This window comes from Aminobacter sp. P9b, assembly GCF_045345995.1.
GTDB lineage: Bacteria > Pseudomonadota > Alphaproteobacteria > Rhizobiales > Rhizobiaceae > Aminobacter > Aminobacter niigataensis.
Map to the genome: position 1 here is coordinate 2850876 of NZ_CP150082.1, position 22184 is coordinate 2873059.

General features: G+C 62.4%; 24 protein-coding genes. 11 read left to right on the forward strand and 13 right to left on the reverse strand.

The genetic code is table 11. The annotated features are described in order from the left end of the window. Positions 1 to 25 precede the first annotated feature (25 nt). Positions 26 to 1120, forward strand: a complete 1095-nt coding sequence (locus WHT83_RS13965) for a COX15/CtaA family protein (RefSeq protein WP_406871489.1) — start codon at positions 26 to 28, stop codon at positions 1118 to 1120. Here the strand turns inward: WHT83_RS13965 and WHT83_RS13970 are convergent. From WHT83_RS13970 to speB, 3 genes are all read right to left on the reverse strand, one after another. After that, on the reverse strand, positions 1110 to 1952 hold the full coding sequence (locus WHT83_RS13970) for an aminoglycoside phosphotransferase family protein (RefSeq protein WP_406871490.1): 843 nt from the start codon (positions 1950 to 1952) through the stop codon (positions 1110 to 1112). The two genes, WHT83_RS13965 and WHT83_RS13970, sit on opposite strands and share 11 nt — an antisense overlap. Before the next feature lies 1 nt (position 1953). Further along, positions 1954 to 2892 carry an N-acetyl-gamma-glutamyl-phosphate reductase gene (argC, locus tag WHT83_RS13975; protein ID WP_406871491.1) on the reverse strand — a complete coding sequence of 313 codons (939 nt, stop codon included), beginning with the start codon at positions 2890 to 2892 and terminating at the stop codon, positions 1954 to 1956. Between the two features lie 86 nt (positions 2893 to 2978). After that, positions 2979 to 3935 carry an agmatinase gene (speB, locus tag WHT83_RS13980; protein ID WP_406871492.1) on the reverse strand — a complete coding sequence of 319 codons (957 nt, stop codon included), beginning with the start codon at positions 3933 to 3935 and terminating at the stop codon, positions 2979 to 2981. 207 nt (positions 3936 to 4142) lie between these two features. Here speB and WHT83_RS13985 point away from each other — a divergent pair, with 207 nt between their 5' ends. Next, positions 4143 to 5213 (forward strand): glycerophosphodiester phosphodiesterase family protein, encoded by a 1071-nt coding sequence (locus WHT83_RS13985; protein WP_406871493.1) that lies wholly within the window; start codon positions 4143 to 4145, stop codon positions 5211 to 5213. Positions 5214 to 5244: 31 nt separating this feature from the next. Here the strand turns inward: WHT83_RS13985 and WHT83_RS13990 are convergent, their stop codons facing one another. The 4 genes from WHT83_RS13990 to WHT83_RS14005 form a co-directional block, all read right to left on the reverse strand. Then, entirely contained in the window at positions 5245 to 5526 is a 282-nt protein-coding gene (locus WHT83_RS13990) for a hypothetical protein (protein ID WP_108608465.1), read from the reverse strand. A gap of 122 nt (positions 5527 to 5648) precedes the next feature. After that, on the reverse strand, positions 5649 to 6125 hold the full coding sequence (gene rpsI / locus WHT83_RS13995; protein ID WP_108608464.1) for a 30S ribosomal protein S9: 477 nt from the start codon (positions 6123 to 6125) through the stop codon (positions 5649 to 5651). A gap of 2 nt (positions 6126 to 6127) precedes the next feature. Beyond that, positions 6128 to 6592 (reverse strand): 50S ribosomal protein L13, encoded by a 465-nt coding sequence (gene rplM, locus WHT83_RS14000; RefSeq protein WP_108608463.1) that lies wholly within the window; start codon positions 6590 to 6592, stop codon positions 6128 to 6130. Positions 6593 to 6806: 214 nt separating this feature from the next. Beyond that, the gene (locus WHT83_RS14005; protein ID WP_108608462.1) at positions 6807 to 7271 is read right to left on the reverse strand and encodes a PaaI family thioesterase; all 465 of its coding nucleotides are present in this window, start codon (positions 7269 to 7271) and stop codon (positions 6807 to 6809) included. A gap of 173 nt (positions 7272 to 7444) precedes the next feature. Between WHT83_RS14005 and WHT83_RS14010 the strand changes: the two genes are divergently transcribed. The 5 genes from WHT83_RS14010 (at position 7445) to WHT83_RS14030 (ending at position 11120) form a co-directional block, all read left to right on the forward strand. Further along, the gene (locus tag WHT83_RS14010) at positions 7445 to 8266 is read left to right on the forward strand and encodes an enoyl-CoA hydratase (RefSeq protein ID WP_406871494.1); all 822 of its coding nucleotides are present in this window, start codon (positions 7445 to 7447) and stop codon (positions 8264 to 8266) included. A 2-nt stretch (positions 8267 to 8268) separates the two neighbouring features. Next, positions 8269 to 8691 (forward strand): VOC family protein, encoded by a 423-nt coding sequence (locus tag WHT83_RS14015; protein ID WP_406871495.1) that lies wholly within the window; start codon positions 8269 to 8271, stop codon positions 8689 to 8691. A gap of 73 nt (positions 8692 to 8764) precedes the next feature. Beyond that, complete coding sequence (locus tag WHT83_RS14020) at positions 8765 to 9286, forward strand: CoA-binding protein (protein WP_406871496.1); 522 nt, start codon at positions 8765 to 8767, stop codon at positions 9284 to 9286. Between the two features lie 144 nt (positions 9287 to 9430). Further along, positions 9431 to 10714, forward strand: a complete 1284-nt coding sequence (locus tag WHT83_RS14025) for an O-acetylhomoserine aminocarboxypropyltransferase (protein ID WP_406871497.1) — start codon at positions 9431 to 9433, stop codon at positions 10712 to 10714. Positions 10715 to 10775: 61 nt separating this feature from the next. Continuing rightward, positions 10776 to 11120: a cupin domain-containing protein gene (locus WHT83_RS14030; protein ID WP_406871498.1), complete on the forward strand. Its 345-nt coding sequence runs from the start codon at positions 10776 to 10778 to the stop codon at positions 11118 to 11120. Positions 11121 to 11124: 4 nt separating this feature from the next. Here WHT83_RS14030 and WHT83_RS14035 read toward each other — a convergent pair whose 3' ends face one another. Both WHT83_RS14035 and WHT83_RS14040 read right to left on the reverse strand, forming a co-directional pair. Next, on the reverse strand, positions 11125 to 11781 hold the full coding sequence (locus WHT83_RS14035) for a CatB-related O-acetyltransferase (RefSeq protein WP_406871499.1): 657 nt from the start codon (positions 11779 to 11781) through the stop codon (positions 11125 to 11127). Between the two features lie 24 nt (positions 11782 to 11805). Beyond that, on the reverse strand, positions 11806 to 12408 hold the full coding sequence (locus tag WHT83_RS14040) for a class I SAM-dependent methyltransferase (protein WP_406871500.1): 603 nt from the start codon (positions 12406 to 12408) through the stop codon (positions 11806 to 11808). 282 nt (positions 12409 to 12690) lie between these two features. On the opposite strand from WHT83_RS14040, the gene WHT83_RS14045 reads away from it, so the two are divergent. From WHT83_RS14045 to WHT83_RS14060, 4 genes are all read left to right on the forward strand, one after another. Continuing rightward, positions 12691 to 13323, forward strand: a complete 633-nt coding sequence (locus WHT83_RS14045; protein WP_183261788.1) for an ATP-dependent Clp protease proteolytic subunit — start codon at positions 12691 to 12693, stop codon at positions 13321 to 13323. A gap of 301 nt (positions 13324 to 13624) precedes the next feature. Next, positions 13625 to 14896: an ATP-dependent Clp protease ATP-binding subunit ClpX gene (clpX, locus tag WHT83_RS14050; RefSeq protein ID WP_108608454.1), complete on the forward strand. Its 1272-nt coding sequence runs from the start codon at positions 13625 to 13627 to the stop codon at positions 14894 to 14896. A gap of 271 nt (positions 14897 to 15167) precedes the next feature. Next, positions 15168 to 17582: an endopeptidase La gene (lon, locus tag WHT83_RS14055; protein ID WP_108608453.1), complete on the forward strand. Its 2415-nt coding sequence runs from the start codon at positions 15168 to 15170 to the stop codon at positions 17580 to 17582. A 183-nt stretch (positions 17583 to 17765) separates the two neighbouring features. Further along, positions 17766 to 18038: an HU family DNA-binding protein gene (locus WHT83_RS14060; protein ID WP_055971339.1), complete on the forward strand. Its 273-nt coding sequence runs from the start codon at positions 17766 to 17768 to the stop codon at positions 18036 to 18038. A gap of 73 nt (positions 18039 to 18111) precedes the next feature. Here the strand turns inward: WHT83_RS14060 and WHT83_RS14065 are convergent, their stop codons facing one another. The 4 genes from WHT83_RS14065 to WHT83_RS14080 all read right to left on the reverse strand — a co-directional run bounded on the left by WHT83_RS14065 (position 18112) and on the right by WHT83_RS14080 (position 22112). Further along, complete coding sequence (locus tag WHT83_RS14065; protein ID WP_406871501.1) at positions 18112 to 18531, reverse strand: DUF6636 domain-containing protein; 420 nt, start codon at positions 18529 to 18531, stop codon at positions 18112 to 18114. A 165-nt stretch (positions 18532 to 18696) separates the two neighbouring features. After that, complete coding sequence (locus WHT83_RS14070; protein ID WP_406871502.1) at positions 18697 to 19791, reverse strand: M24 family metallopeptidase; 1095 nt, start codon at positions 19789 to 19791, stop codon at positions 18697 to 18699. A 75-nt stretch (positions 19792 to 19866) separates the two neighbouring features. Next, on the reverse strand, positions 19867 to 21459 hold the full coding sequence (locus tag WHT83_RS14075; RefSeq protein WP_406871503.1) for an ABC transporter substrate-binding protein: 1593 nt from the start codon (positions 21457 to 21459) through the stop codon (positions 19867 to 19869). Beyond that, positions 21459 to 22112: a helix-turn-helix domain-containing protein gene (locus WHT83_RS14080; protein WP_406871504.1), complete on the reverse strand. Its 654-nt coding sequence runs from the start codon at positions 22110 to 22112 to the stop codon at positions 21459 to 21461. The genes WHT83_RS14075 and WHT83_RS14080 overlap by 1 nt, the downstream gene beginning before the upstream one ends. Positions 22113 to 22184: the final 72 nt, after the last annotated feature.

Genomic DNA, 22184 nt, shown 5'->3' on the forward strand with positions numbered 1-22184 from the left:
TTCGAACGAGCCGGGAACGATTGCAATGTCAGCCATGACCAACACCGCCGCACCGCTTGCCGAGCGAAACCGCGAACTGCGCAATCGCACGCTCGTGCGCGGCTGGCTCTATGTCGTGCTCCTGGTCCTGTTCGCTCTTGTCATGGTCGGCGGCGCCACGCGCATGACCGGTTCGGGGCTTTCCATCACCGAGTGGAAACCGATCCACGGCGTCATCCCGCCGCTCAATCAGGCCGAATGGCAGGAAGAGTTCGAAAAATACCAGCAGATCCCGCAATACGAGCAGATCAACAAGGGCATGACCGTTGACGAGTTCAAGGGCATCTTCTGGTGGGAATGGGCGCATCGTTTGCTTGCCCGCGGCGTCGGCTTCCTGGTGGCGGTTCCGCTTGCCTTCTTCTGGCTCACCGGCCGCCTGGAACGCCGCCTCAAGCCGCGCTTGGTCGGACTTTTGGCGCTCGGCGGCTTCCAGGGCTTCATCGGCTGGTGGATGGTTGCCTCGGGTCTTTCGGAGCGGGTTTCGGTCAGCCAGTACCGGTTGGCGATCCACCTGACCTTCGCCTGCATCATCGTCATGGCCGTCACCTACATCGCGCGCGGCCTCGCGACCTATTCGCAAACGCCGGCCGATCGCCGCGTCCAGCGCTTCTCGGGCATCATGGTGCTGCTGGTCCTGTTCCAGATCTATCTCGGCGCGCTGGTCGCGGGCCTGCATGCCGGCCTCTCCTACAATACCTGGCCGCTGATGGATGGCGCCATCGTTCCCGGTGATCTGCTCGTCATCGAGCCGATATGGCGCAACTTCTTCGAAAGTCCCAAGACGGTCCAGTTCGTCCACCGCATGTTTGCTTATACGGTTCTGGTGGTGGCGCTGTGGCACGCATTTTCGACTATGCGGGCAGCACCTGGGTCGACGCACGCGCGCCGGGCATGGCTGCTGGCGCTGCTGATCGTGGGGCAGGGCGCTATCGGCGTCGGCACGTTGCTCATGCAGGCGCATATGCACTGGGCGCTGCTGCATCAGGGATTCGCGCTGGTCGTGCTGATCTTCGCCACCGCCCATTGGCGCGGCACCAAGGGCGCTTATGCCCTGGAGAACGACGTGGAAGTCAGAAGCTAGAGCGCACGTCGCGGATTGCAGCGACCACGCCGAGTTCGCTCTGTTCGTCCTCGTCGTTGTTGTCTTCCGCGTGCCAGGAAGCCGACAGGCAGCCCCAGGCGATGGCATGGTCGAGGATCGCGTCGGGGCGCTGGCCAAGCGTTCTGGCAAAGGTCTCGGCCATATGCGCGATGCGCTCCGGATCGAGACAAAGATCGCCCTGGCGGTCCAGCGGATTGTAGAAGAAATTCGCTGCGTCGAAGCCGGGGTCGCCAAGAATGCCCTTCGGATCGATCACCAGCCAGCCACGCTCGCCAAGCAGGATGTTGTCGTGATGCAGGTCGCCATGCAGCACGCGCAATTCGTGCGGGTTTGACAGCAGGCGCTCGGCAACCGCGGCCGTCTCGACATAGAGGCTCTCCACGCCGGCATGGTGGTCGATCCGGGCCTTCTTGAACAGGCTGGCGAACCTCTCTCTCAACGGCTGCAGGTCGGCAGGGGGAGGGATGTCGGACGACGACAACAGCCTTGCCATCACCTCGTTGGCTATGTCGGTGGCGTGGCGGTCGCCATGCGCGTTCAACTCGTCGGCCAGAAGCCGGTCGCCGGCATATTCGAGAAGCATGCTGTGCCCCTCGAAGCCAAGCAGCCGCACCGCGCCCACGCCATCGCGCCACGACAGATAATGCGCGCCGCGCAGCTCGTCGGCGACATCATCGAACGGCTTGAGGGCTTTGATCACCGCTGGACCGCCGTCGGCCAGCCGCACTTTCCAGATGCGGCTGGAGAATGTCTCTGCGATGAGCTGCGGATCGCTGACGTTCCAGCGCGCTGGAAAGGCAGCCTGATCCACCTTAGTGCTTGAGCCCGAGCATCAGGTCCATGTTCTGCACGGCTGCACCCGAGGCGCCCTTGCCGAGATTGTCGAGCAGGGCGACCAGATTGACCTGGCCCTGGCCTTCCGTGCCGAAGGCGTAGAGCTTCATGCGGTCGCTGTCGGCCAGTTCGGTCGGGTCGAGGCGATCAAGCTTGGCGCTGGTCGCCAGCGATACGACTTCGACGATGTCCTGTCCGGCATAGTGCGCAGCGAGCGTCGCATGGATGTCGGCGATCGACACCGCCCCGTTGAGATCGGCGAGGTGCAGCGGCACTTGCACGATCATGCCCTGGGCAAAGCGGCCAACCGACGGCGCAAAGATCGGCCGCCGGTCGAGCAGGCCGTGCTGCTTCATCTCGGCAACGTGCTTGTGCATCAGCGGCAGCCCGTAGAGGAAGTGCGGCGAGGCGATGTGATCCTCCCGGCTGGGGTCCTCTATCTGGGCGATCATCTGCTTGCCGCCGCCGGTATAGCCAGAGACGGCATTGACGCTGACCGGATAGTCGGCGGGCAAGATGCCTGCCGCGACCAGCGGGCGGATGAGCGAGATGGCGCCGGTGGGATAGCAGCCCGGGTTGGCGACCAGCCGTGCATCGGCGATGCACTGGCGCTGGGCAGCGTCCATTTCGGCGAAACCATAGGCCCAGTCGGGGTGGACGCGGTGCGCCGTCGAGGTGTCGATGACGCGCGTCGAATTGTTGCCTTCAAGGATGCGCACAGCCTCCTTGGATGCATCGTCGGGCAGGCACAGGATGGCGACGTCGGCCTCGTGCAGCCGCTCGGCCCTGAGATCGACGTTGCGGCGCTCGGCCTCCGGAATCGACAGGACGGCAAGATCGTCGCGGGCGGCAAGTCGCGTCCGGATCTGGAGGCCCGTGGTGCCGTGCTCGCCGTCGATGAAGATTTTCGGTTTCATTGTCTGTCGTTCCGTCGAAAATTAAGCAGTGTCAGAGGGTTGTGGCCAAAATCGGACTCAAGCCGGCAAGCCGTTGAATCATCGCCTCAGCCGTTGTCTCGTGCCTTCCGTTCAGCCAGCAGGCCGAGATAGTGCATCGCGACCGTCGATCCGGCGATGGCCGTAATATCGGCATGGTCGTAGACCGGTGCAACCTCCACGATATCGGCGCCGACAATATCGATCTGGGTCATCTGGCGCAGCACCGAAAGGATCTTGGCCGATGACGGGCCACCTGCGACAGGCGTGCCCGTTCCGGGTGCATAGGCCGGGTCGAGGCAGTCGATGTCGAAGGTGACATAGGTCTTCTTGCCGCCGGTACGCTCGGCAATCGCATAGGCGATGTCGGCGGCGCGCATTTCCTCCACTTCGTGGCCGTAGAGGATCTTGATGCCAAAATCCTCCGGCGCGTGCGTCCGTATGCCGATCTGGATCGAGCGGTCGGGGTCGATGATGCCGTCACGCACCGCGCGCCCGACGAACGAGCCGTGGTCGATGCGCTTGCCGTCGTCTGGCCAGGTGTCCTGGTGCGCATCGAACTGCACCAGCGCCATCGGACCGTGGATCGCGGCATGCGCCTTCAGCACCGGCCAGGTGACGTAATGGTCACCGCCGAGCGTCAGCAGGAAGGCGCCGGACTTGAGGATCTTGGCCGCCTCGCGTTCGATCGTCCCAGGCGTCTTCTGGTGATTGCCGCTGTCGAGCAGGCAGTCGCCATAGTCGACGACCGAGAGATCCTCGAACAGGTCGCGGTTGAACGGATATTGCGGGTCGCAGTCGAAGATCGCCGACGCGCGGCGAATCGCCTGCGGGCCGAAGCGTGCGCCGGGCCGGTTGGTGACGGCGGCATCGAACGGAATACCCCAGACGACAGCGTCGGCGCCGGCGACGTTCTTCGAATATTTGCGGCGCATGAAAGACAGTGCCCCTGCATAGGTCGGATCACTCGAACGGCCGGTGTTCGTCCGCGCGGTAAAGGCGTGATCGATCGATGAAGCGGGCATGGGCAGTCTCCTCAGTCGGTCTATCGGGATGCGAGGCGCAAGAACTACAGAAGCAGGGCGCAAGATGCCAGCCCCGTAGCGCACTGCGTATGACAGGGCCGCAGCCGGCGCTTTCTCGGGTCATTTGAATGTCATCTGCCTTACACGCCCCTGTCATCGCAGCCGGGTAGTTCGTTGCACGCATCCTCTAGCCGTGGAGCGATTCCGATGCGGACAGTCCTGGCAGGCGCAGCCTCGCTGCTTCTTACACTCGGCGTTGTCACCGCGGGCCATGCCGGCTCCGGCGTCGAGCAGATCCTCGAACGCTACGAGAATGCCAATCGTTGGCGCGACCACGTCATGGTTGTGGCCCATCGCGGCGGCGGGCTGGAGGCCGGCAAGACGCGCTATCCCGAAAACTCCATCGCTTCGATCCGCGGCGTCATCGCCTTGGGCGCCGAAATGGTCGAGATCGATATACGCCGTTCGAAGGACGGCGAGTTGATCGTCATGCATGACAGCTGGCTCGACCGGACCACCAATTGCAAGGGCGAGGTCATCGCCCGCACGCTGGACGAACTCAGGCACTGCCGGCTCGTCGTCGAAGGCACCGGCGCCGTCACCGCCGAGTCGGTGCCGACACTGCGGGAAATGCTCGAGGCCACCAAGGGCAAGATCCTGGTCAATCTCGACAACAAGCTGGAGACTGCCGACCTCGCCGACATGGTGGCGCTGGCGCGCGCCATGGGCATGGAAGAGCAGGTCGTGGTCAAGGCAAACCTCTGGAGCGCCGAACGCGTGACTTCGGTCAAGCAAACCATGAGCCAGGTCGGCAGCGGATTCCAGTTCATGCCGATCATCGCCGACGATGCGGTGCGCGACGCCGGCTTCATCGAGTCGGCGGGGAGGGCATTCTCGGCGCGGGCGGTGGAAATGATCACCTGGCGCGGCGAAGCCGAAGAGATGACAGCGTCAGGCGGGCCGCTGTTTTCGGCCAAGGTGAAGGCCGCGGCCATCCGCGACAACTGGCACATCTGGGTCGACACCCATGCCATCGTCAACAAGCCCGGCGGTTTTCTCTCCGGCGGGCGCGGTGACGAACTGGCTGTGGCAGCAGGTTTTCCCAACGAGGTGTTCGGCTTCTGGGCCGAACGTGGCGCCACCATGATCCAGACCGACGAACCAAGGGCCGCTATCGAGTGGCTGTCGGCCAACGGTTATCGCGTGCCTTATGCCGATGCTGATGAATCGGTGGCAGCTGCAATGGGCGAGGAGCAAGTATCTGCGCCGACCAACTGACAGGAGCGATGGTGACGACGGGCACTGCCAGCTAGTACTCGCTGGACTTCCGGAGAGCCTTGCGCCGGTCCTTGAGCGAATATTTCGAGCCGCCCTCCTTTAGCATCTTTCGCCCCAGCTTCTTGCAGTGGTTGTCGGCCTTCTTGGCGGCCTTCCTTGCATCGGCACCCTTCTCCAGCGCCTTTTCATTGGCCCGCATCCAGCAGGTGTCGAACTGCGACGACCATTTCAGGAACTTGTTGGTGGCGGCGTCCACCGTTGTGGCGGGGGCGGCGAAGGTCACTGCGACTGCCAATGCGAGCATGCGGACCATTGAGATCTCTCCTGCCGGACTGTCGGCATCTACGCAGGGATCATACGTCAGCCATGGCCCAACGGCATGCAAAAAGAAAGGCCGCCCGAAGGCGGCCTTTCCGAAGCTGAAGTTCGAGACGCTTAGCGCTTCGAGAACTGGAAGCTACGACGGGCCTTGGCCTTACCGTACTTCTTACGCTCGACGATACGGCTGTCGCGGGTCAGGAAGCCGCCCTTCTTGAGCACGCCGCGCAGCGTCGGCTCGTAGTAGGTCAGCGCCTTGGAGATGCCGTGACGAACGGCACCGGCCTGGCCCGACAGACCGCCACCGACGACGGTGGCGATGATGTCGTACTGGCCGACGCGGTTTGCCGCGACGATCGGCTGGTTCAGGATCATCTGCAGCACGGGGCGGGCGAAATAGGCCGCGAATTCCTTGCCGTTGACGACGATCTTGCCGGAGCCGGGCTTCACCCAGACGCGGGCGATGGCGTCCTTGCGCTTGCCGGTGGCATAGGCGCGGCCGCTCTTGTCGAGCTTCTGGACGTGGACCGGAGCTGCCGGCTGTGCGGCGACAGCGACGGTGCCGAGTTCTGCGAGCGAGCTGAGATCAGCCATGATTACGAGGCCTTCTTGTTCTTGGCGTTCAGCGCGCCGACGTCGAGCGTCACGGGCTGCTGAGCGACATGCGGATGATCGGCGCCTGCATAGACGCGAAGGTTCTTCATCTGGCGACGGCCGAGCGGACCACGCGGGATCATGCGCTCAACTGCCTTCTCGAGAACGCGCTCGGGGAAACGGCCTTCGAGCAGCTGGCGCGCGGTGCGCTCCTTGATGCCGCCGGGGTGGCCGGTGTGCCAGTAATACACCTTGTCGGTGAACTTCTTGCCGGTGAACACGACCTTGTCGGCGTTGATGATGATGACATTGTCACCGTCGTCGACGTGGGGCGTGAAGGTGGGCTTGTTTTTGCCGCGGAGGATGTTGGCGACGATAGTGGCGAGACGGCCGACGACGAGACCCTCGGCGTCGATCAGCACCCACTTCTTCACCACGTCCGCAGGCTTCTGCGAAAAGGTTGCCATGGTTACATGCTTTCGTTTGGGACCTTCCGGAGAAGGCGTTTCTTGTTGCTTTCATTGGCGAGAGACGCTGCCCGACGCCAATAACAAAACGGCGACCCGATGCGGGCCGCTGCTTTGGTTGGGCTTATAGGCGAGGGCGCCTAGCCCGTCAAGCGCTTCGGACCGGGTGTTGTCCTGTAAAATGAAGCAAAAACAATAAGATAAGGTAGAGGTATTATTTTACCTCACCATTTTGCCGCTTCGGCGGGATCGAATAGGTGCCGGTTGCGTGCGCCACGGTGTGCTGTTCCGGGCCGGCGACGATGTCGATATCGAACACCATCAGGCTCTTGCCCAGCTTCAGGATGCGGCAGTGGCCGTCGATCGGGCCGGCTTCAGCCTTGCGCATGAAATTGATGTTGAGATTGGTCGTTACCGACAGCGCGTCCGGCCCGGCATGGCTGAGCACGCAGACATAGCCACCGATGTCGGCGAGCGTGAACAGCGACGGCCCCGACACTGTTCCACCGGGTCGGAGGTGGCGCTCATCGGCGTTGAGCCGCACGGTGCAACCGCCTGGGTAGACCTCCGTGACCTGGTAGAAATCGTGGTGTTCGTTCAGCTGCGGGTAGACCTGTCTCAACAGGCCGTTGACCTCGCTTGCCGTCATGATCGGCGCCAATCCGTGCTGCTCGGGCATTAGCTCTCCCCATTGGGTTTCCGGAGCCGTGCCCCGCATCATCCGCCACTTGCGAACCTTTGCGTTCCAAACCGAGACATAGTTGGGAACTAAAACTTGAGTGCAAGCGTATATGGCTCAAATTTGATGCTGGCGATTCTCCTTTCGCCGCATTGAATCAGTCAGGGGACACTATGGCAGAAATCGTCGCCATCAAGCGCAGCACACCGGAAGGTCCGGTTTGGTCCAGTCTCGAGAAAGGCGTGCTGCGCATTGTGCTCGCCAATCCGCCGGCCAACGCCCTGTCGATCGAGACGATGGCCGCGTTGCAGGCGCGACTGGACGGCGCGAGGGACGACAAGGCCGTGCGCGTCATTCTGCTTGCAGCGCAGGGCAAGGTGTTCTGCGCTGGTCACGACCTCAAGGAGATGACGGCGCACAGGAGCGATGCCGACCGCGGCCGTGCCTTCTTCGAGCTCACCATGTCGCGCTGTTCGGCACTGATGCAGTCGATCGTGCGCCACCCCAAGCCTGTCATCGCCGAAGTCGATGGCCTGGCGACCGCGGCCGGCCTGCAGCTGGTCGCCAGCTGCGACCTCGCTATCGCCACCGATCAGGCTGCCTTCTGCACGCCGGGCATCAATATCGGCCTGTTCTGCTCCACCCCGATGGTGGCGCTGTCGCGCAACGTCTCGCGTAAGCAGGCGATGGAGATGCTGCTGACCGGCGAGACGATCGACGCCACGACCGCGCGCGACTTCGGCCTGGTCAACCGCGTCGTGCCCCGCGAATACCTGAATCATATTGTCGGCAAGTACGCCCAAACCATTGTTTCGAAATCGTCTTCGACACTGAAGATCGGCAAGGAGGCGTTCTACGCCCAGGCCGAGATGGGGCTGGTCGAAGCCTATGATCATGCCGCACGGGTGATGGTCGAGAACATGCTGGCAAGCGACGCCGAGGAGGGCATCGGTGCGTTCCTCGACAAGCGCCAGCCGGAGTGGAAGGGAGAATAGGCGTGGAACCGCGGATTTCTCTCGTGACCCTGGGGGTCGACGATCTCGACCGTGCCGTGCGCTTCTATGAGGCGATGGGGCTCAAGCGCAATCAATCGATCACCGAAGGCGTCGCCTTCTTCCAGATGGGTAGCCTGGTGCTGGGCCTTTGGGGGCGCGAGCACCTTTCGTCCGATGCGGGCATTGCCGGCGGCAAGGGCGGCTTTTCCGGCGTCTCGCTGGCCTACAACACGCGCACCGAAGCCGAAGTGGATGAAATTCTCGCGGCTGCCGAACGGTCCGGCGGCCACATCGTCAAGCCGGCACAACGTGCCTTCTGGGGTGGCTGGTACGGCTATTTTGCCGATACCGAAGGTCACCTCTGGGAAGTCGCCCACAATCCCGATTTCCCCATCGCCGAGGATGGCAGCATCTCGCTGCCGTGAGGCTCCACATCGCCGACCGGGTTTGCGGCGACTGCCGAAAGGCGGTATCCGGAACCGTCGAACGAGGACGGCCATGAACCACGATGCCTACGATGATGCCTATATCGCCGGCATCCTGAATTCGGTCAGGACCATCGCCGTCGTCGGTGCTTCGGCCAACGACGTACGACCGAGCTTTTTCGTCACCAAATATCTCATCGCCAAGGGCTACGAGGTCTTCCCGGTCAACCCGGGCCATGCCGGCAAGGAAATCCTCGGCCGCATGACCTATGCCAGCCTTGCCGACATCCCCGTTGCGGTCGACATGGTCGACGTCTTCCGGGCGTCGAGCGCCGTGCCTGCCATCGTCGACGACGTGCTCAAGCTCGATCCGCTGCCCAAGGTTGTCTGGATGCAATTGACTGTGCGCCACGACGAAGCCGCCGCGCGCGCCGAAGCTGCCGGCATCAAGATCGTCATGAACCGCTGCCCCAAGATCGAATACGCCAGGCTGGCAGGCGAGATCGGCTGGACCGGCGTCAATTCCGGCGTGATTTCGTCCAAGCGGCCGGTGATGCGGCAAGGCTTCCAGAGTTTCGGCATCCGCGCAAAGTAGATGGCCGAAGCCGTTGCTTTGCAGCGCCGATTGGAAATTTCGTCCGCGACAGCCGGTTAGTCGGAAATTTTCGTCTTTGCATTCCGTGGCCGGCTCCGCCAAAGATGTCAGCCGATTTGACGGACCTATTCTTTGGAGAGAACCATGTCCCAGCGTACCCCGGGCTTCAACACGCTTGCCGTCCACGCCGGCGCGAAACCCGATCCGGCCACTGGCGCGCGCGCCACGCCGATCTACCAGACCACCTCCTATGTCTTCGATGATGCCGACCACGCCGCTTCGCTGTTCGGGCTGAAGGCTTTCGGCAACATCTACACCCGCATCATGAACCCGACCCAGGCCGTGCTCGAAGAACGTATCGCGGCCCTTGAGGGCGGCACGGCCGCACTCGCCACCGCCTCGGGCCATGCGGCGCAGATGCTGGTGTTCCACAACCTGATGCGCCCGGGCGACAATTTCGTCGCCGCCAACAAGCTCTACGGCGGCTCGATCAACCAGTTCGGCCATGCCTTCAAGAATTTCGGCTGGGAAGTCCGTTGGGCCGACACCAATGATCTGTCCGGTTTCGAAAAGCAGATCGACGCCAAGACCAAGGCGATCTTCATCGAGAGCCTTGCCAATCCCGGCGGCACCTTCGTCGACATCGAGAAGGTGGCGGATATTGCCCGCAAGCACGGCCTGCCGCTGATCGTCGACAACACGCTGGCAAGCCCGTACCTGATCCGCCCGATCGAGCATGGCGCCGACATTGTCGTGCATTCGCTGACCAAGTTCATCGGTGGCCACGGCAATTCGATCGGCGGCGTCATCGTCGACGGTGGCACCTTCGACTGGTCGAAGTCGGGCAAGTATCCGATGCTGTCGGAGCCGCGCCCCGAATATGGCGGCATCGTGCTGCACGAGACCTTCGGCAATTTCGCCTTCGCCATCGCCGCGCGCGTGCTTGGCCTGCGCGATCTCGGCCCGGCGATTTCGCCGTTCAACGCGTTCCTGATCCTCACCGGTCTCGAGACCCTGCCGCTGCGCATGCAGCGCCATTGCGACAACGCGCTGACGGTCGCCGGCTGGCTCTCCGACCACCCCAAGGTCGAGTGGGTGGCCTATCCCGGCCTCAAGAGCGACAAGAACCACGCGCTGATGAAGAAGTACTCGCCGCAGGGCGCGGGTGCCGTCTTCACTTTCGGCCTCAAGGGCGGCTACGAGGCCGGCGTCAAGTTCGTCGAGGGCCTCGAGCTGTTCTCGCACCTTGCCAACATCGGCGACACCAAGTCGCTGGTCATCCACCCGGCGTCCACCACCCACCGCCAGCTCTCCGATGAGCAGAAGGTGGCAGCGGGCGCCGGCCCTGACGTCGTCCGCCTATCGGTCGGCATCGAGGATGTCAGCGACATCATCGCCGACCTCGAACAGGCGCTGGCCAAGGCCTGATCGACCGTGCAAAAATGGCTCCGGCCCCAAGCCGGGGCCATTTTTGCATTCGGGGGTGGCCTTGCCGAGATTTCTGAAAATCGGGACCGATGGCATCGAGCCGGAAGCCGGTGCTCCGGCGGAGGGCCGGCTGATCGCTGGCGACCCGAAATTCCGCACCTGGAACGCCGAGGAGGCCGAAGGCGGCCTTTACGCCGGCATCTGGGAATCGACCCCCGGAAAATGGCGCATCGAATATGACGAATGGGAGTTCTGCCACATCCTTTCGGGTGTCTCGGTGATCGCGGAGGAGGGCGGCGAGGCCCGCACCGTCCGCGCCGGCGACAGCTTCGTGCTCAAGCCCGGCTTTAGGGGAAGCTGGGAAGTGCTTGAAACGACTCGCAAGGAGTATGTGATCAGGGTCTGAGCGGTCAGGGCCACCCTTCGTCAAACTTTGCCGAAGCAGTTGCGAGTGCGTCGATCTCGCTCGCGCAAAGCAGCGGTTTCAACGCCTCGAATTTCTCCGCCGGCCATGCGTAGACCTTCAGTGCCAGCAGCCTGTCGACAACGGCCTGGGGAAAACGGGTCTTGATAGGCACAGCCGGATTGCCCGCAACGATCGTGTAGGGCGCCACGTCCTTGGTGACGATGGCGCCTGACGCGACGATCGCGCCTTCGCCAATGGTGATGCCGGGCATGATCATGGCACGCATGCCGATCCACGCGCCGTCGCCGATGGTGGTGTTACCCTTTCCGGCATAGGCGTCGACAATGAATTCGGCGAAGGGATAGAGGCTGAACCAGTCCGTCCGGTGCGTATGGTTGCCGCCGAGCAGGATCACCGCCTCTGCGCCGATGCAGACATAGTCGCCGATATCGAGCTGGTCGATCGGCCAAGCAGGCTCCCACGCCTTGAGGCTGTAGTCGTCGCCATAGAGGTAGCGCACCACGCTTTCTTCGAACGATCCAGTCCAGGCATTGCTGTAATAGCTATGCGTGCCGCGAACGCGGATGTTCGGGTTCTTTACGGTCTCGTGCAGGTACTCGACCTTGGACCAGTGTTTGTTGGTTTGGGTGGGATCATTCATCGCGTGCATTCCATTTGGTTCGAATTAGCCGGCCTTCGTGGCCGTGACATGAAGCCAGTCCGTCTGCAGGCCGTCATAGCCGCCTCCGGTTTCTTGGCCGATCTCCAGGGCGCTCCAGTGGTCGGCGCCATAGGCCTGTTCCAGCCATTCGGCAGACGGATAGTTGTAGTACCTGCCGAAGCGATCCCGTCCTTCGGCTTCGCCGGCCTTGAAACTGGCGTAGAATACGCCGCCCGGCTTGAGCGCGGCATGCACTTGACCAACAATCGATGGCAATTGCGCGCGCGGCACATGCAGCAGGCAGGCATTGGCCCAAACACCGTCGTAGCTTTCGTTCTCGTCGATGTCCTCGAAAAGCAGCAGCTTGACCGGGCGTCCCAGGCGTTTCGCGGCAGCAGCGGCGATCTCGGGGGTGCCGTCGGTCGGGATGACGTCGAAACCGCCCCCCAGCATCGCTTCGCTGTCCTGACCAGCGCCGCAGCCGAGTTCGAGCACACGGCCACGCCTCGGCAGGCGCGCCATGAAGGTGCGGAGGTGGTGCACGCTCGCCGGTTGGCCCCGCGTCGTATACGCTTCCGCCTCGTTCGCGTAGAACTTGATCGTCTCGTGGTCCTTGGCTTCCGTCACGGGCGTTGCTCTCCAACGCGTGCAGCGCCTTGATGTCGCCGGCGCAGGGCAGGGGCACCGAGTGCCATAAATCGGTTGGTGGCTTCAATATCGCCGTGGCTGCGGCAAGTTCCAGTGCCGAGCATTGAGCCAGCTGTCGCAGCGAAAGTTAGCGATAGCTGAAATCAAGCCCCTTCACCGGCCTTGCGCAATGATGACACGGCATCCTATTTACAGGGCAAAGCCTCTGAACCGATTCTGCCCGTCCGGCGCTGGAATCCCATCTCGATAAAGGGATAGTCGATGAAGAACCCCGTCGAAACATACATGAACCTCGTTCCGATGGTGGTCGAGCAGACCAACCGAGGCGAGCGCGCCTACGATATCTTCTCGCGGCTCCTCAAGGAGCGCATCATCTTCATCACCGGCCCGGTCGAAGACGGCATGGCGACGCTGGTCTGCGCCCAGTTGCTGTTCCTCGAAGCCGAGAACCCGAAGAAAGAGATCAGTCTCTACATCAACTCGCCAGGCGGCGTGGTCACCTCGGGCATGGCGATCTACGACACCATGCAGTTCATCAGGCCCGCGGTTTCGACGCTGTGCATCGGCCAGGCCGCCTCGATGGGTTCGCTGCTGCTCTGCGCCGGCCACAAGGACATGCGTTTTGCCACGCCGAACGCGCGCATCATGGTGCACCAGCCCTCGGGTGGCTTCCAGGGCCAGGCCTCGGATATCGAGCGCCACGCCCAGGACATCATCAAGCTTAAGCGCCGTCTCAACGAGGTCTATGTCAAGCACACCGGCAAGGACTACGAGACCATTGAAAAGACGCTCGACCGCGACCATTTCATGACTGCGGACGAGGCACGCGACTTCGGTCTGATCGACAAGGTCATCGACAGCCGTGAAGCCGTTGAGGGTGCCACCGCTTCGTGATTGGGTGCTGCGACCTGCCTACGAGGTCACATCTCGCATTTTTGAGATGCCCTGCGGCATTTCGGACACATTTTGCTGTTCCCTCGGCGAAAGCGGCGGCCTACGTTAAGGCTGCGTTGAGCTTCGACGGCTTAGCGTTGTTCAAGGGTGCCGCGACTCGTTGCAGCGACTTCTGGAATGTGAGTTGTACGGAGCTCGTTGCGGCGGCCAGGGACTGGCGGTGGCGGTGTCCGGCGTTAGATTGCATATGCGCCCATCAGCCAGACCAACGGCCGGGCGGCAGTGAAAGGACTTGGACAAGATGAGCAAGGTCAGCAACGGCGGCGACTCCAAGAACACGCTCTATTGCTCGTTCTGCGGCAAGAGCCAGCATGAGGTACGCAAACTCATCGCCGGCCCGACCGTCTTCATCTGCGACGAGTGCGTCGAACTGTGCATGGACATCATCCGCGAGGAGAACAAGACCTCGATGGTGAAGTCGCGCGAGGGCGTGCCGACACCGCAGGAAATCCTCAAGGTTCTGGACGACTACGTCATCGGTCAGCCCTACGCCAAGCGCGTGCTGTCGGTGGCCGTCCACAACCACTACAAGCGCCTGGCGCATGCCGGCAAGAACAACGACGTCGAGTTGGCGAAGTCGAACATCCTGCTGATCGGCCCGACCGGCTGCGGCAAGACCCTGCTCGCCCAGACGCTTGCCCGCATCATCGACGTGCCGTTCACCATGGCCGATGCGACGACGCTGACCGAGGCCGGTTATGTCGGCGAGGACGTCGAGAACATCATCCTCAAGTTGCTGCAGTCGGCCGACTACAACGTCGAGCGCGCCCAGCGTGGCATCGTCTACATCGACGAAATCGACAAGATCTCGCGCAAGTCCGACAACCCGTCGATCACCCGCGACGTCTCGGGGGAAGGCGTGCAGCAGGCACTGCTCAAGATCATGGAAGGCACTGTCGCTTCCGTGCCGCCGCAAGGTGGCCGCAAGCACCCGCAGCAGGAGTTCCTGCAGGTCGACACCGCCAACATCCTGTTCATCTGCGGCGGCGCTTTTGCCGGCCTCGACAGGATCATTTCGGATCGCGGCCGCAAGACCTCGATCGGCTTCAGCGCCACGGTTGCCTCGCCGGAAGATCGCCGTACCGGCGACCTGTTCCGCCAGGTCGAGCCTGAGGATCTGCTGAAATTCGGCCTGATCCCCGAGTTTGTCGGCCGTCTGCCGGTTCTGGCGACGCTCGAGGATCTCGACGAGCCGGCGCTGATCCAGATATTGACCGAGCCGAAGAACGCGTTGGTCAAGCAGTACCAGCGCCTGTTCGAGATGGAAAACGTCGACCTGACCTTCCACGAGAACGCGCTGTCGGCGATCGCCAAGCGCGCCATCGAGCGCAAGACCGGCGCACGCGGCCTGCGTTCGATCATGGAAGCGATCCTGCTCGATACGATGTTCGAACTTCCGGCCCTCGAAGGCGTCCAGGAAGTGGTGATTTCGGATGAGGTGGTGACCGGCAGCGCCCGGCCGCTCTACATCTATTCCGAGCAGAAGGAAAAGAAGGGCAACGTCAGCGCCTGAGGCCTGGCTGTTTCCCTATTAACCGCTCCAGCGAACGGCGCCCCAGCGGCGCCGTTCGGCATTTGGAATTCCGCCGATCCCGGCCCCCTACACGGCAGCGTGTTCGGCCTTGATGTTTACCCGGCGAAACTCCAACTAACGGAGAAGAGGCGATGGGTTGGCTTTCGTGCTGTAATGCCGCGCGGTAATCGGCGGTAGGCGGAACCGTCCATGGTCGTTAATATGAGATTCGCGGTTGGCCCTGCGCGGCCGCGATATGAAAGGTTGGACAATGGCCAAAATATCCCGCTCTTCCAGCGAAGGTACCTTCGCAGTCCTGCCGTTGCGCGACATTGTCGTGTTCCCGCACATGATCGTCCCGCTTTTCGTGGGGCGTGAAAAGTCGATCAAGGCTCTGGAAGAGGTGATGGGTCAGGAAAAGCAGATCCTGCTTGCGACCCAGATGAATGCCGCCGACGACGATCCCGAGCCTGATGCCATCTACGACATCGGCACGCTCGCCAATGTGCTGCAGCTGCTGAAGCTGCCGGACGGCACCGTCAAGGTGCTGGTCGAAGGCACGACGCGCGCCAAGATCCAGTCCTTCACCGACAAGCCCGATTTCCACGAGGCCCACGCTCTCATCCTGAGCGAGCCGGAAGAGGAAGAGGTCGAGGTTGAGGCGCTGTCCCGCTCGGTGGTTTCTGACTTCGAGAACTACGTCAAGCTGAACAAGAAGATTTCGCCCGAAGTGGTTGGTGCTGCCAGCCAGATCGAGGACTATTCCAAGCTCGCCGATACGGTGGCCTCGCATCTCGCCATCAAGATCACCGAGAAGCAGGAAATGCTTGGCACGCTGTCCGTCAAGGAGCGGCTCGAGAAGGCGATGGGCTTCATGGAAGCCGAGATCTCCGTCTTGCAGGTTGAGAAGCGCATCCGCAGCCGCGTCAAGCGGCAGATGGAGAAGACCCAGCGCGAGTACTACCTCAACGAGCAGATGAAGGCGATCCAGAAGGAACTCGGCGAAGGCGAGGACGGCCGCGACGAGGCCGCCGAGATCGAGGCCCGCATCAAGAAGACGAAGCTGACCAAGGAGGCCCGCGAAAAGGCGGAGGCCGAGCTGAAGAAGCTGCGTTCGATGTCGCCTATGTCGGCCGAAGCCACCGTCGTGCGCAACTACCTCGACTGGATCCTGTCGATCCCGTGGGGCAAGAACTCCAAGGTCAAGCAGGACCTCAACTTTTCCCAGGAGGTGCTCGACACCGACCACTACGGCCTCGACAAGGTCAAGGACCGCATCGTCGAGTATCTCGCGGTGCAGAGCCGCCAGAAGAAGCTGAAGGGGCCGATCCTGTGCCTCGTCGGCCCTCCCGGCGTCGGCAAGACCTCGCTCGGCAAGTCGATCGCCAAGGCGACCGGCCGCGAATTCGTGCGCATGGCGCTTGGCGGCGTGCGTGACGAGGCCGAGATCCGCGGTCACCGCCGCACCTATATCGGCTCGATGCCCGGCAAGGTCATCCAGTCGATGAAGAAGGCCAAGAAGTCGAACCCGCTCTTCCTGCTCGACGAGATCGACAAGATGGGCCAGGACTTCCGTGGCGATCCTTCGTCGGCGCTGCTCGAGGTCCTCGATCCGGAACAGAACGCAACGTTCATGGACCATTATCTGGAGGTCGAATACGACCTTTCGAGTGTGATGTTCGTGACGACGGCGAATACGCTGAACATTCCTGCGCCCCTGATGGACCGCATGGAGATCATCCGTATCGCCGGCTACACCGAGGACGAGAAGGTCGAGATCGCCAAGCGGCACCTGATGTCCAAGGTGGTTCGCGATCATGCGCTCCAGCCCAAGGAATTCTCGGTTTCCGAGGATGCTATCCGCGGCATCATCCAGACCTATACGCGGGAAGCCGGTGTCCGCAGCCTCGAGCGCGAGCTGATGAAGCTCGGGCGCAAGGCGGTCACGGAGATCATCAAGACCAAGAAGAAGTCGGTGAAGGTCACCGCCGCCAACTTGGACGAGTATCTCGGCGTGCCACGCTACCGGTTCGGACAGGTCGAGGCCGACGATCAGGTTGGCGTCGTCACCGGGTTGGCCTGGACCGAGGTCGGCGGCGAACTGCTGACGATCGAAGGCGTGATGATGCCCGGCAAGGGGCGCATGACCGTTACCGGCAATCTGCGCGACGTCATGAAGGAGTCGATTTCGGCGGCGGCATCTTATGTCCGCAGCCGGGCCATCGATTTCGGCATCGAGCCGCCGCTGTTCGACAAGCGCGACATCCATGTGCACGTGCCGGAAGGTGCGACGCCCAAGGACGGCCCCTCGGCCGGCGTTGGCATGGCGACGGCTATCGTGTCGATAATGACCGGTATTCCGGTCAAGGCGGATGTGGCGATGACTGGCGAGATCACGCTGCGTGGTCGCGTGCTGCCGATCGGCGGCCTCAAGGAGAAGCTGCTTGCAGCGCTTCGCGGCGGCATCAAGAAGGTGCTGATCCCGGAAGAGAACGCCAAGGATTTGGCGGACATTCCGGAAAACGTGAAGAGCGGCATGGAGATCATCCCGGTCAGCCGCATGGGCGAGGTGATCAAGCATGCCCTCGTGCGCCAGCCGGAGCCGATCGAATGGACCGAGCCAGTCGACGTTCCCGCGGCCAAGACGGATGCGGGCGACGATGCCGGCAAGGGCTTTGCTCATTAAGCTGCATCTAAAGTTGCACAGAAAACAAAAAAGCCGGGCTCGCGCCCGGCTTTTTCATGTGAAAAAGCGCGGAATTCCGGGCTTTGTGAGCCTTTTCGACTTGGTTGTGCCAAAGCTTCTTTCTAAAGTCCGTGTCCTACCGGCTGAGTCTATGTCCCGGTTTTCTCATGGAAGGGAATTTGAATGAACAAGAACGAACTAGTGTCCGCCGTCGCTGAGGCTGCCAAGCTGTCCAAGGGCGATGCGCAGTCCGCCGTTGATGCAGTGTTCTCCGTCATCACCGGCGAACTGAAGGGTGGCGGCGATGTCCGGCTTGTCGGTTTCGGAAATTTCACCGTGTCAAAACGTGCGGAGTCCACCGGCCGCAACCCGCAGACCGGCGCGGAAGTGAAGATCCCGGCCCGTACGGTGCCGAAGTTCTCGGCTGGCAAGGGCCTCAAGGACGCGGTCAACTGATCACTTTCTTGCCGACGCAATGACTGAAAAGCCGGGCTCGCCCGGCTTTTCTTTTGCCTGCGAGTGCGGACGATCAGTAGATCTCGGTCCTCGACCGGCTGATGAAGAAGCCATGGCCGTCCTTGCGGGTGCAGCTCAGCCCGGCCTTGGTCGCCTCGCAGCCGAATGGCCCCTTCTTCCAGTTGTTGCCGTATTCGAGCGTGTGCGAGCCGTCGCAGCAGCCGGTGTCGCCGACATTCTGGTAGCGCTTGGCCTTGCCGGCCCTGCCGAGGATGAAACGTTGATAGGTCGGCTCGATGCGGTCGCAGCCGAGTTCGGGGCCGCCATCCTCGGGCATGTAGACGTCTGAGCCGCCTGCCGGCGTGTACTGGCAGCCGACATTGCCTGAGGGCATGTTGAAATAGATCACTCCGCCATCGGTCGGGAAAGACTGTTCCGCCGCACTGGTATCGACGGAGATCAAGGCGGCCACAGCCAAGAGCAAAGAACGCACAGTCCCCTCCAACGCCAATTCAGGCTGCTGGTTGGGACGATATCACCCGCGCCCGGCGGCTGAATAGTATGCCGGCCCGTACCTGAAGCTGGTGAAGCGAGCAGGGCAGCTCAACAAAAAGGGCCGCTGTAGCGGCCCTTTCGTCATGCTCCAGGCAGTTTAGGCTCAGGCCTTGACCACGAACGCCTCGCGCGGCAGGTCGGACAGCACCTCGGCACGGTTGCCGCGCAGGATGACGATCTCCTCCAGGCGAAGGCCGAACCGGCCCTGCAGGTAGATGCCGGGTTCGATCGAGAAGACGTTGCCTTCGCGAAGGATCGTTTCCGACGTGCCGGTGATGTAGGGCGGCTCGTGAATGTCGATGCCAAGGCCGTGCCCGGTCCGGTGCAGGAAGAAATCGCCATAGCCGGCAGCCGTGATGACGTCGCGTGCGGCCTTGTCGACCTCCTTGGCGGCGACGCCTGGCTTGGCGACGGCGATCGCTGCCTGGACTGCGCGTTCGAGCACGCCGTGCACTTCGTCAAAACCTTCGGGCTTGTCGCCGAACACGCCGATGCGGGTCATGTCGGAGGGATATCCGTCCTTGCGGCCGCCGATGTCGATCAGCACGGCCTCGTTCGCCCTGAGCTTGCGATCGCCGGTATGATGATGCGGGAAAGCGCCGTTCTCGCCGAAGCAGACGCTGACGAATTCTCCCGTGGCGCCGTTTGCCGCGTAGAAGTCGCGGATCGCCCGGGCGACTTCGAGCTCGGTCACGCCTTGTCTCAGCGCGGCGAAGCCGGCCTTCATGGCACCGTCGTTGAGGACGGCATTCATCTTCAGCAGCGCGTACTCCGCCTCGTCTTTCTGGCCGCGCAGGAAGCTTACCGTATCGGTGAGGAAGCCGCGGGCAGCACCGGGCAGGGCGTCGATGACCAGCAGTGCGAAATCGGCGCGCATGGTCTCGTCGAGCGCGATCTTGAGGCTGTCGCGGTTGGCGCCGCAATCCTTGAGAAGCTTGGCGAGCGCGGCACCGGGACCGTCCGCATCAGTCCAGGGATAGAAGGGTAGCTTGGTGAACGGGCGCTGGCTGTCGACATTGAGCGCCGGCATCAGGAAGCCGGCATGGTCCCTGGAGACGATCAGCAGCACGGGGCGTTCGTCGCCATGCGGCGACATGCCGGTGAGCCAGACAAGGTGCGAGGAGGGGCCGACGATCACAAGGTCGGTCCCGGTTTCAGCCATGCGTTCGCGCAGCCGCGCCATCCGCTCTTCGTACATAGTCTCTTGCCTTTGGGATTTGGGGGAGGGATGGGACCGCCCGCAACGGGCGGTCCCGGAATTCAGGCCGTCAGGTCAGTTCTTCTTGACGAGGCGGTAGTAGACGAAGTCGGAGGTCGCGCCGTTGACGTAGCCTTCGACGTTCTTCGCACGCGCCACTTGGGTCGCCGCCTGGAACATGATGACGATCGGCGACTTCTCCTGCACTTTCTTCTGCAGGTCGACATACATCGCGCTGCGCTTGGCCTGGTCAGGCTCGGCGAGTGCTGCCTTGGTCGCCTTGTTCAGCTCTTCCGGCACAGCCCAGCCGTTCCGCCACGTGGTGGTCGACTGGTAGTGGTCGTCCGAGTTGTCCTCGTTGTAGGCGAACGCCTTGGCGTTGGAGTGCGGGTCCATGAAGTCGGGGCCCCAGTACAGCAGCATCGCCTCGTGGGTGCGGGCGCGGTACTTGGTGATCACCTGCGAGCCGGTGCCCGGGATGATCTCGAAGTTGATGCCGGCTTCCGCGAAGCTTGCCTGCAGCGACTGCGCCATGTCGGTAAACGGCGTCGAGTTGATGACGTCGAGCGTGACGGTGATCGGCGTCTTGATGCCGGCATCGGCCAGGATCTGCTTGGCTTTGGCCGGATCGTAGGTGTAGGGCGTCTCGTCGAGCGAGCCGGGGAAGCCCGAGGGCCAGAAGGCCTGGTGGGTCTGCATCTGGCCCTTCAGGAAGGTATCGGTCATGCCCTTGTAGTTGACTAGGTAGCGCGCGGCATCCCACACGGCTTCCGGCTGCAGGGCCTCGTCCTTCTGGTTGAACGACAGGAAGTGCACGGCCGCCTGCGGATAGGTCTCGGTGATCAGCGTATCCTTGCCGGCGATTGTCGCGATCTGGTCCGACGTCAGGTTCTTGGCCATGTCTACGTCACCCGATTCCAGCAGCAGCTGCTGGGTCGCCGCTTCGGCGACGTGGCGGATGATGACGCCCTTGATCGCGGGTGCGCCGTTGAAATACTCGGCATTGGCCGTCAAGTTGATCAGTTCGCCCGGACGGAAGGTCTTCAGCACGAACGGGCCAGATCCTGCCGAATTGGACTTCAGCCAGCCATTGCCCATGTCGCCATTGGTCTCGTTGGCCTGCAGCGTGACCGCGTCGACCACCGAAGCGGGGCGGGCTGCGAGAACGTTGAGCACGAAGGCCGATGCGAAATCGCCCTCATACTTGACCACGACCTTGTTGCCGTCGGCCTTGACCATGGAATCGAAGTTTTCCGGCGTCCAGCCGAGCTGGGTCAGGATGAAGGCGGGCGCTTTGTTGAGCACGATGACGCGCTTCCACGAGTAGATCACGTCTTCGGCACGCAGGGGATTGCCGGAGGTGAACTTGACCCCGTCGCGCAGCGTAAACGTGATGGTCTTGGTGGCGTCGTCGGCTGCCCATTCCTTGGCGAGGCCGGCGGCCAGCGTCTTGGTGTCGGCGGCGTCGTACTGGACGAGACGGTCATAGGTCTGGGCGACATATTCGCCCGACGAGAACTCGTAGGCCTCTGCCGGGTCGATGCTGACGATGTCGTCGATATTCTGCGCCACCACGAGAATGTCAGCTGGCGTAGCGGCCAGACTGATTGCCGGCGTCATCGGCATGGCCAGCGCCGCCGCAAGCAGCGCGGCTTTGAACAGTTTCATCATTTTCTCTCCTTTTTGGTTCCCGGTTTCTTTGTCTCGGCCCGTGAACCGCGCAGGGCCGGATACTCCGTGCGTGACCTGAACATCGGCAAGGTGCCGGTCCAGAGCATGCGCGCGAATTTGTCGGTGTCGTTGGACCATGAATGCGGACGATTGCCGCGGAAATGCAGGCTGTCGCCGGCCGTAAGCACCATCTCGTCGTCCTCGAGGCGCTGAGTGATCGAGCCTTCGAGGATGAACAGGATTTCCTCGCCCTCGTGGCTGACCGTCTCGGAGCGATAGCCTGGCGGAACATTGAGGATGAAGGAGGACAACACATTGCCGGTAAAGTCGGCGGCGATACGCTCGTAGACGATCGACGATCCGTCGACCGAGAAGCGGTTGCGCTGGTCGGCGCGGGTCAGCCCGTCCTCCATCGACGGGGTGGCGATGAAATAATCCACAGCCACGTCGAGGCTGCGGGCGAGCTGGGCGAGGGTGCCTAGCGACGGGGTAGCATGGTCGCGTTCGACCTGGCTGAGATAACCGACGGAAATGCCCGCCGCATCGCACAATTCCTGCAATGTCAGCGACAGCTGGCGACGGCGTGCACGGATCAGCGCACCCACCTTTGGCTGGCTCGCCGTCGCGTTCTTGCTGGCCTCGGAGGACACGCTGAATTTTGCTCCCATCAAAATTTTTTTGATCTAAGCAAAATTATTTGTATAGTCCAAGTGGAATTTTGC

Excerpts from the sequence above, each read along its gene's own strand:
- WHT83_RS13965 (WP_406871489.1), top strand. The coding sequence starts at position 26 with ATGTCAGCCATGACCAACACCGCCGCACCGCTTGCCGAGCGAAACCGC.
- WHT83_RS14045 (WP_183261788.1), top strand. The coding sequence starts at position 12,691 with ATGAAGAACCCCGTCGAAACATACATGAACCTCGTTCCGATGGTGGTC.
- rplM (WP_108608463.1), bottom strand. The coding sequence starts at position 6,592 with ATGGCAACCTTTTCGCAGAAGCCTGCGGACGTGGTGAAGAAGTGGGTG.
- speB (WP_406871492.1), bottom strand. The coding sequence starts at position 3,935 with ATGCCCGCTTCATCGATCGATCACGCCTTTACCGCGCGGACGAACACC.
- rpsI (WP_108608464.1), bottom strand. The coding sequence starts at position 6,125 with ATGGCTGATCTCAGCTCGCTCGCAGAACTCGGCACCGTCGCTGTCGCC.
- WHT83_RS14070 (WP_406871502.1), bottom strand. The coding sequence starts at position 19,791 with ATGTACGAAGAGCGGATGGCGCGGCTGCGCGAACGCATGGCTGAAACC.
- lon (WP_108608453.1), top strand. The coding sequence starts at position 15,168 with ATGGCCAAAATATCCCGCTCTTCCAGCGAAGGTACCTTCGCAGTCCTG.
- WHT83_RS14025 (WP_406871497.1), top strand. The coding sequence starts at position 9,431 with ATGTCCCAGCGTACCCCGGGCTTCAACACGCTTGCCGTCCACGCCGGC.
- WHT83_RS13990 (WP_108608465.1), bottom strand. The coding sequence starts at position 5,526 with ATGGTCCGCATGCTCGCATTGGCAGTCGCAGTGACCTTCGCCGCCCCC.
- WHT83_RS14005 (WP_108608462.1), bottom strand. The coding sequence starts at position 7,271 with ATGCCCGAGCAGCACGGATTGGCGCCGATCATGACGGCAAGCGAGGTC.
- WHT83_RS13985 (WP_406871493.1), top strand. The coding sequence starts at position 4,143 with ATGCGGACAGTCCTGGCAGGCGCAGCCTCGCTGCTTCTTACACTCGGC.
- WHT83_RS14075 (WP_406871503.1), bottom strand. The coding sequence starts at position 21,459 with ATGAAACTGTTCAAAGCCGCGCTGCTTGCGGCGGCGCTGGCCATGCCG.
- WHT83_RS14020 (WP_406871496.1), top strand. The coding sequence starts at position 8,765 with ATGAACCACGATGCCTACGATGATGCCTATATCGCCGGCATCCTGAAT.
- WHT83_RS14035 (WP_406871499.1), bottom strand. The coding sequence starts at position 11,781 with ATGAATGATCCCACCCAAACCAACAAACACTGGTCCAAGGTCGAGTAC.
- WHT83_RS14010 (WP_406871494.1), top strand. The coding sequence starts at position 7,445 with ATGGCAGAAATCGTCGCCATCAAGCGCAGCACACCGGAAGGTCCGGTT.
- WHT83_RS14060 (WP_055971339.1), top strand. The coding sequence starts at position 17,766 with ATGAACAAGAACGAACTAGTGTCCGCCGTCGCTGAGGCTGCCAAGCTG.
- argC (WP_406871491.1), bottom strand. The coding sequence starts at position 2,892 with ATGAAACCGAAAATCTTCATCGACGGCGAGCACGGCACCACGGGCCTC.
- clpX (WP_108608454.1), top strand. The coding sequence starts at position 13,625 with ATGAGCAAGGTCAGCAACGGCGGCGACTCCAAGAACACGCTCTATTGC.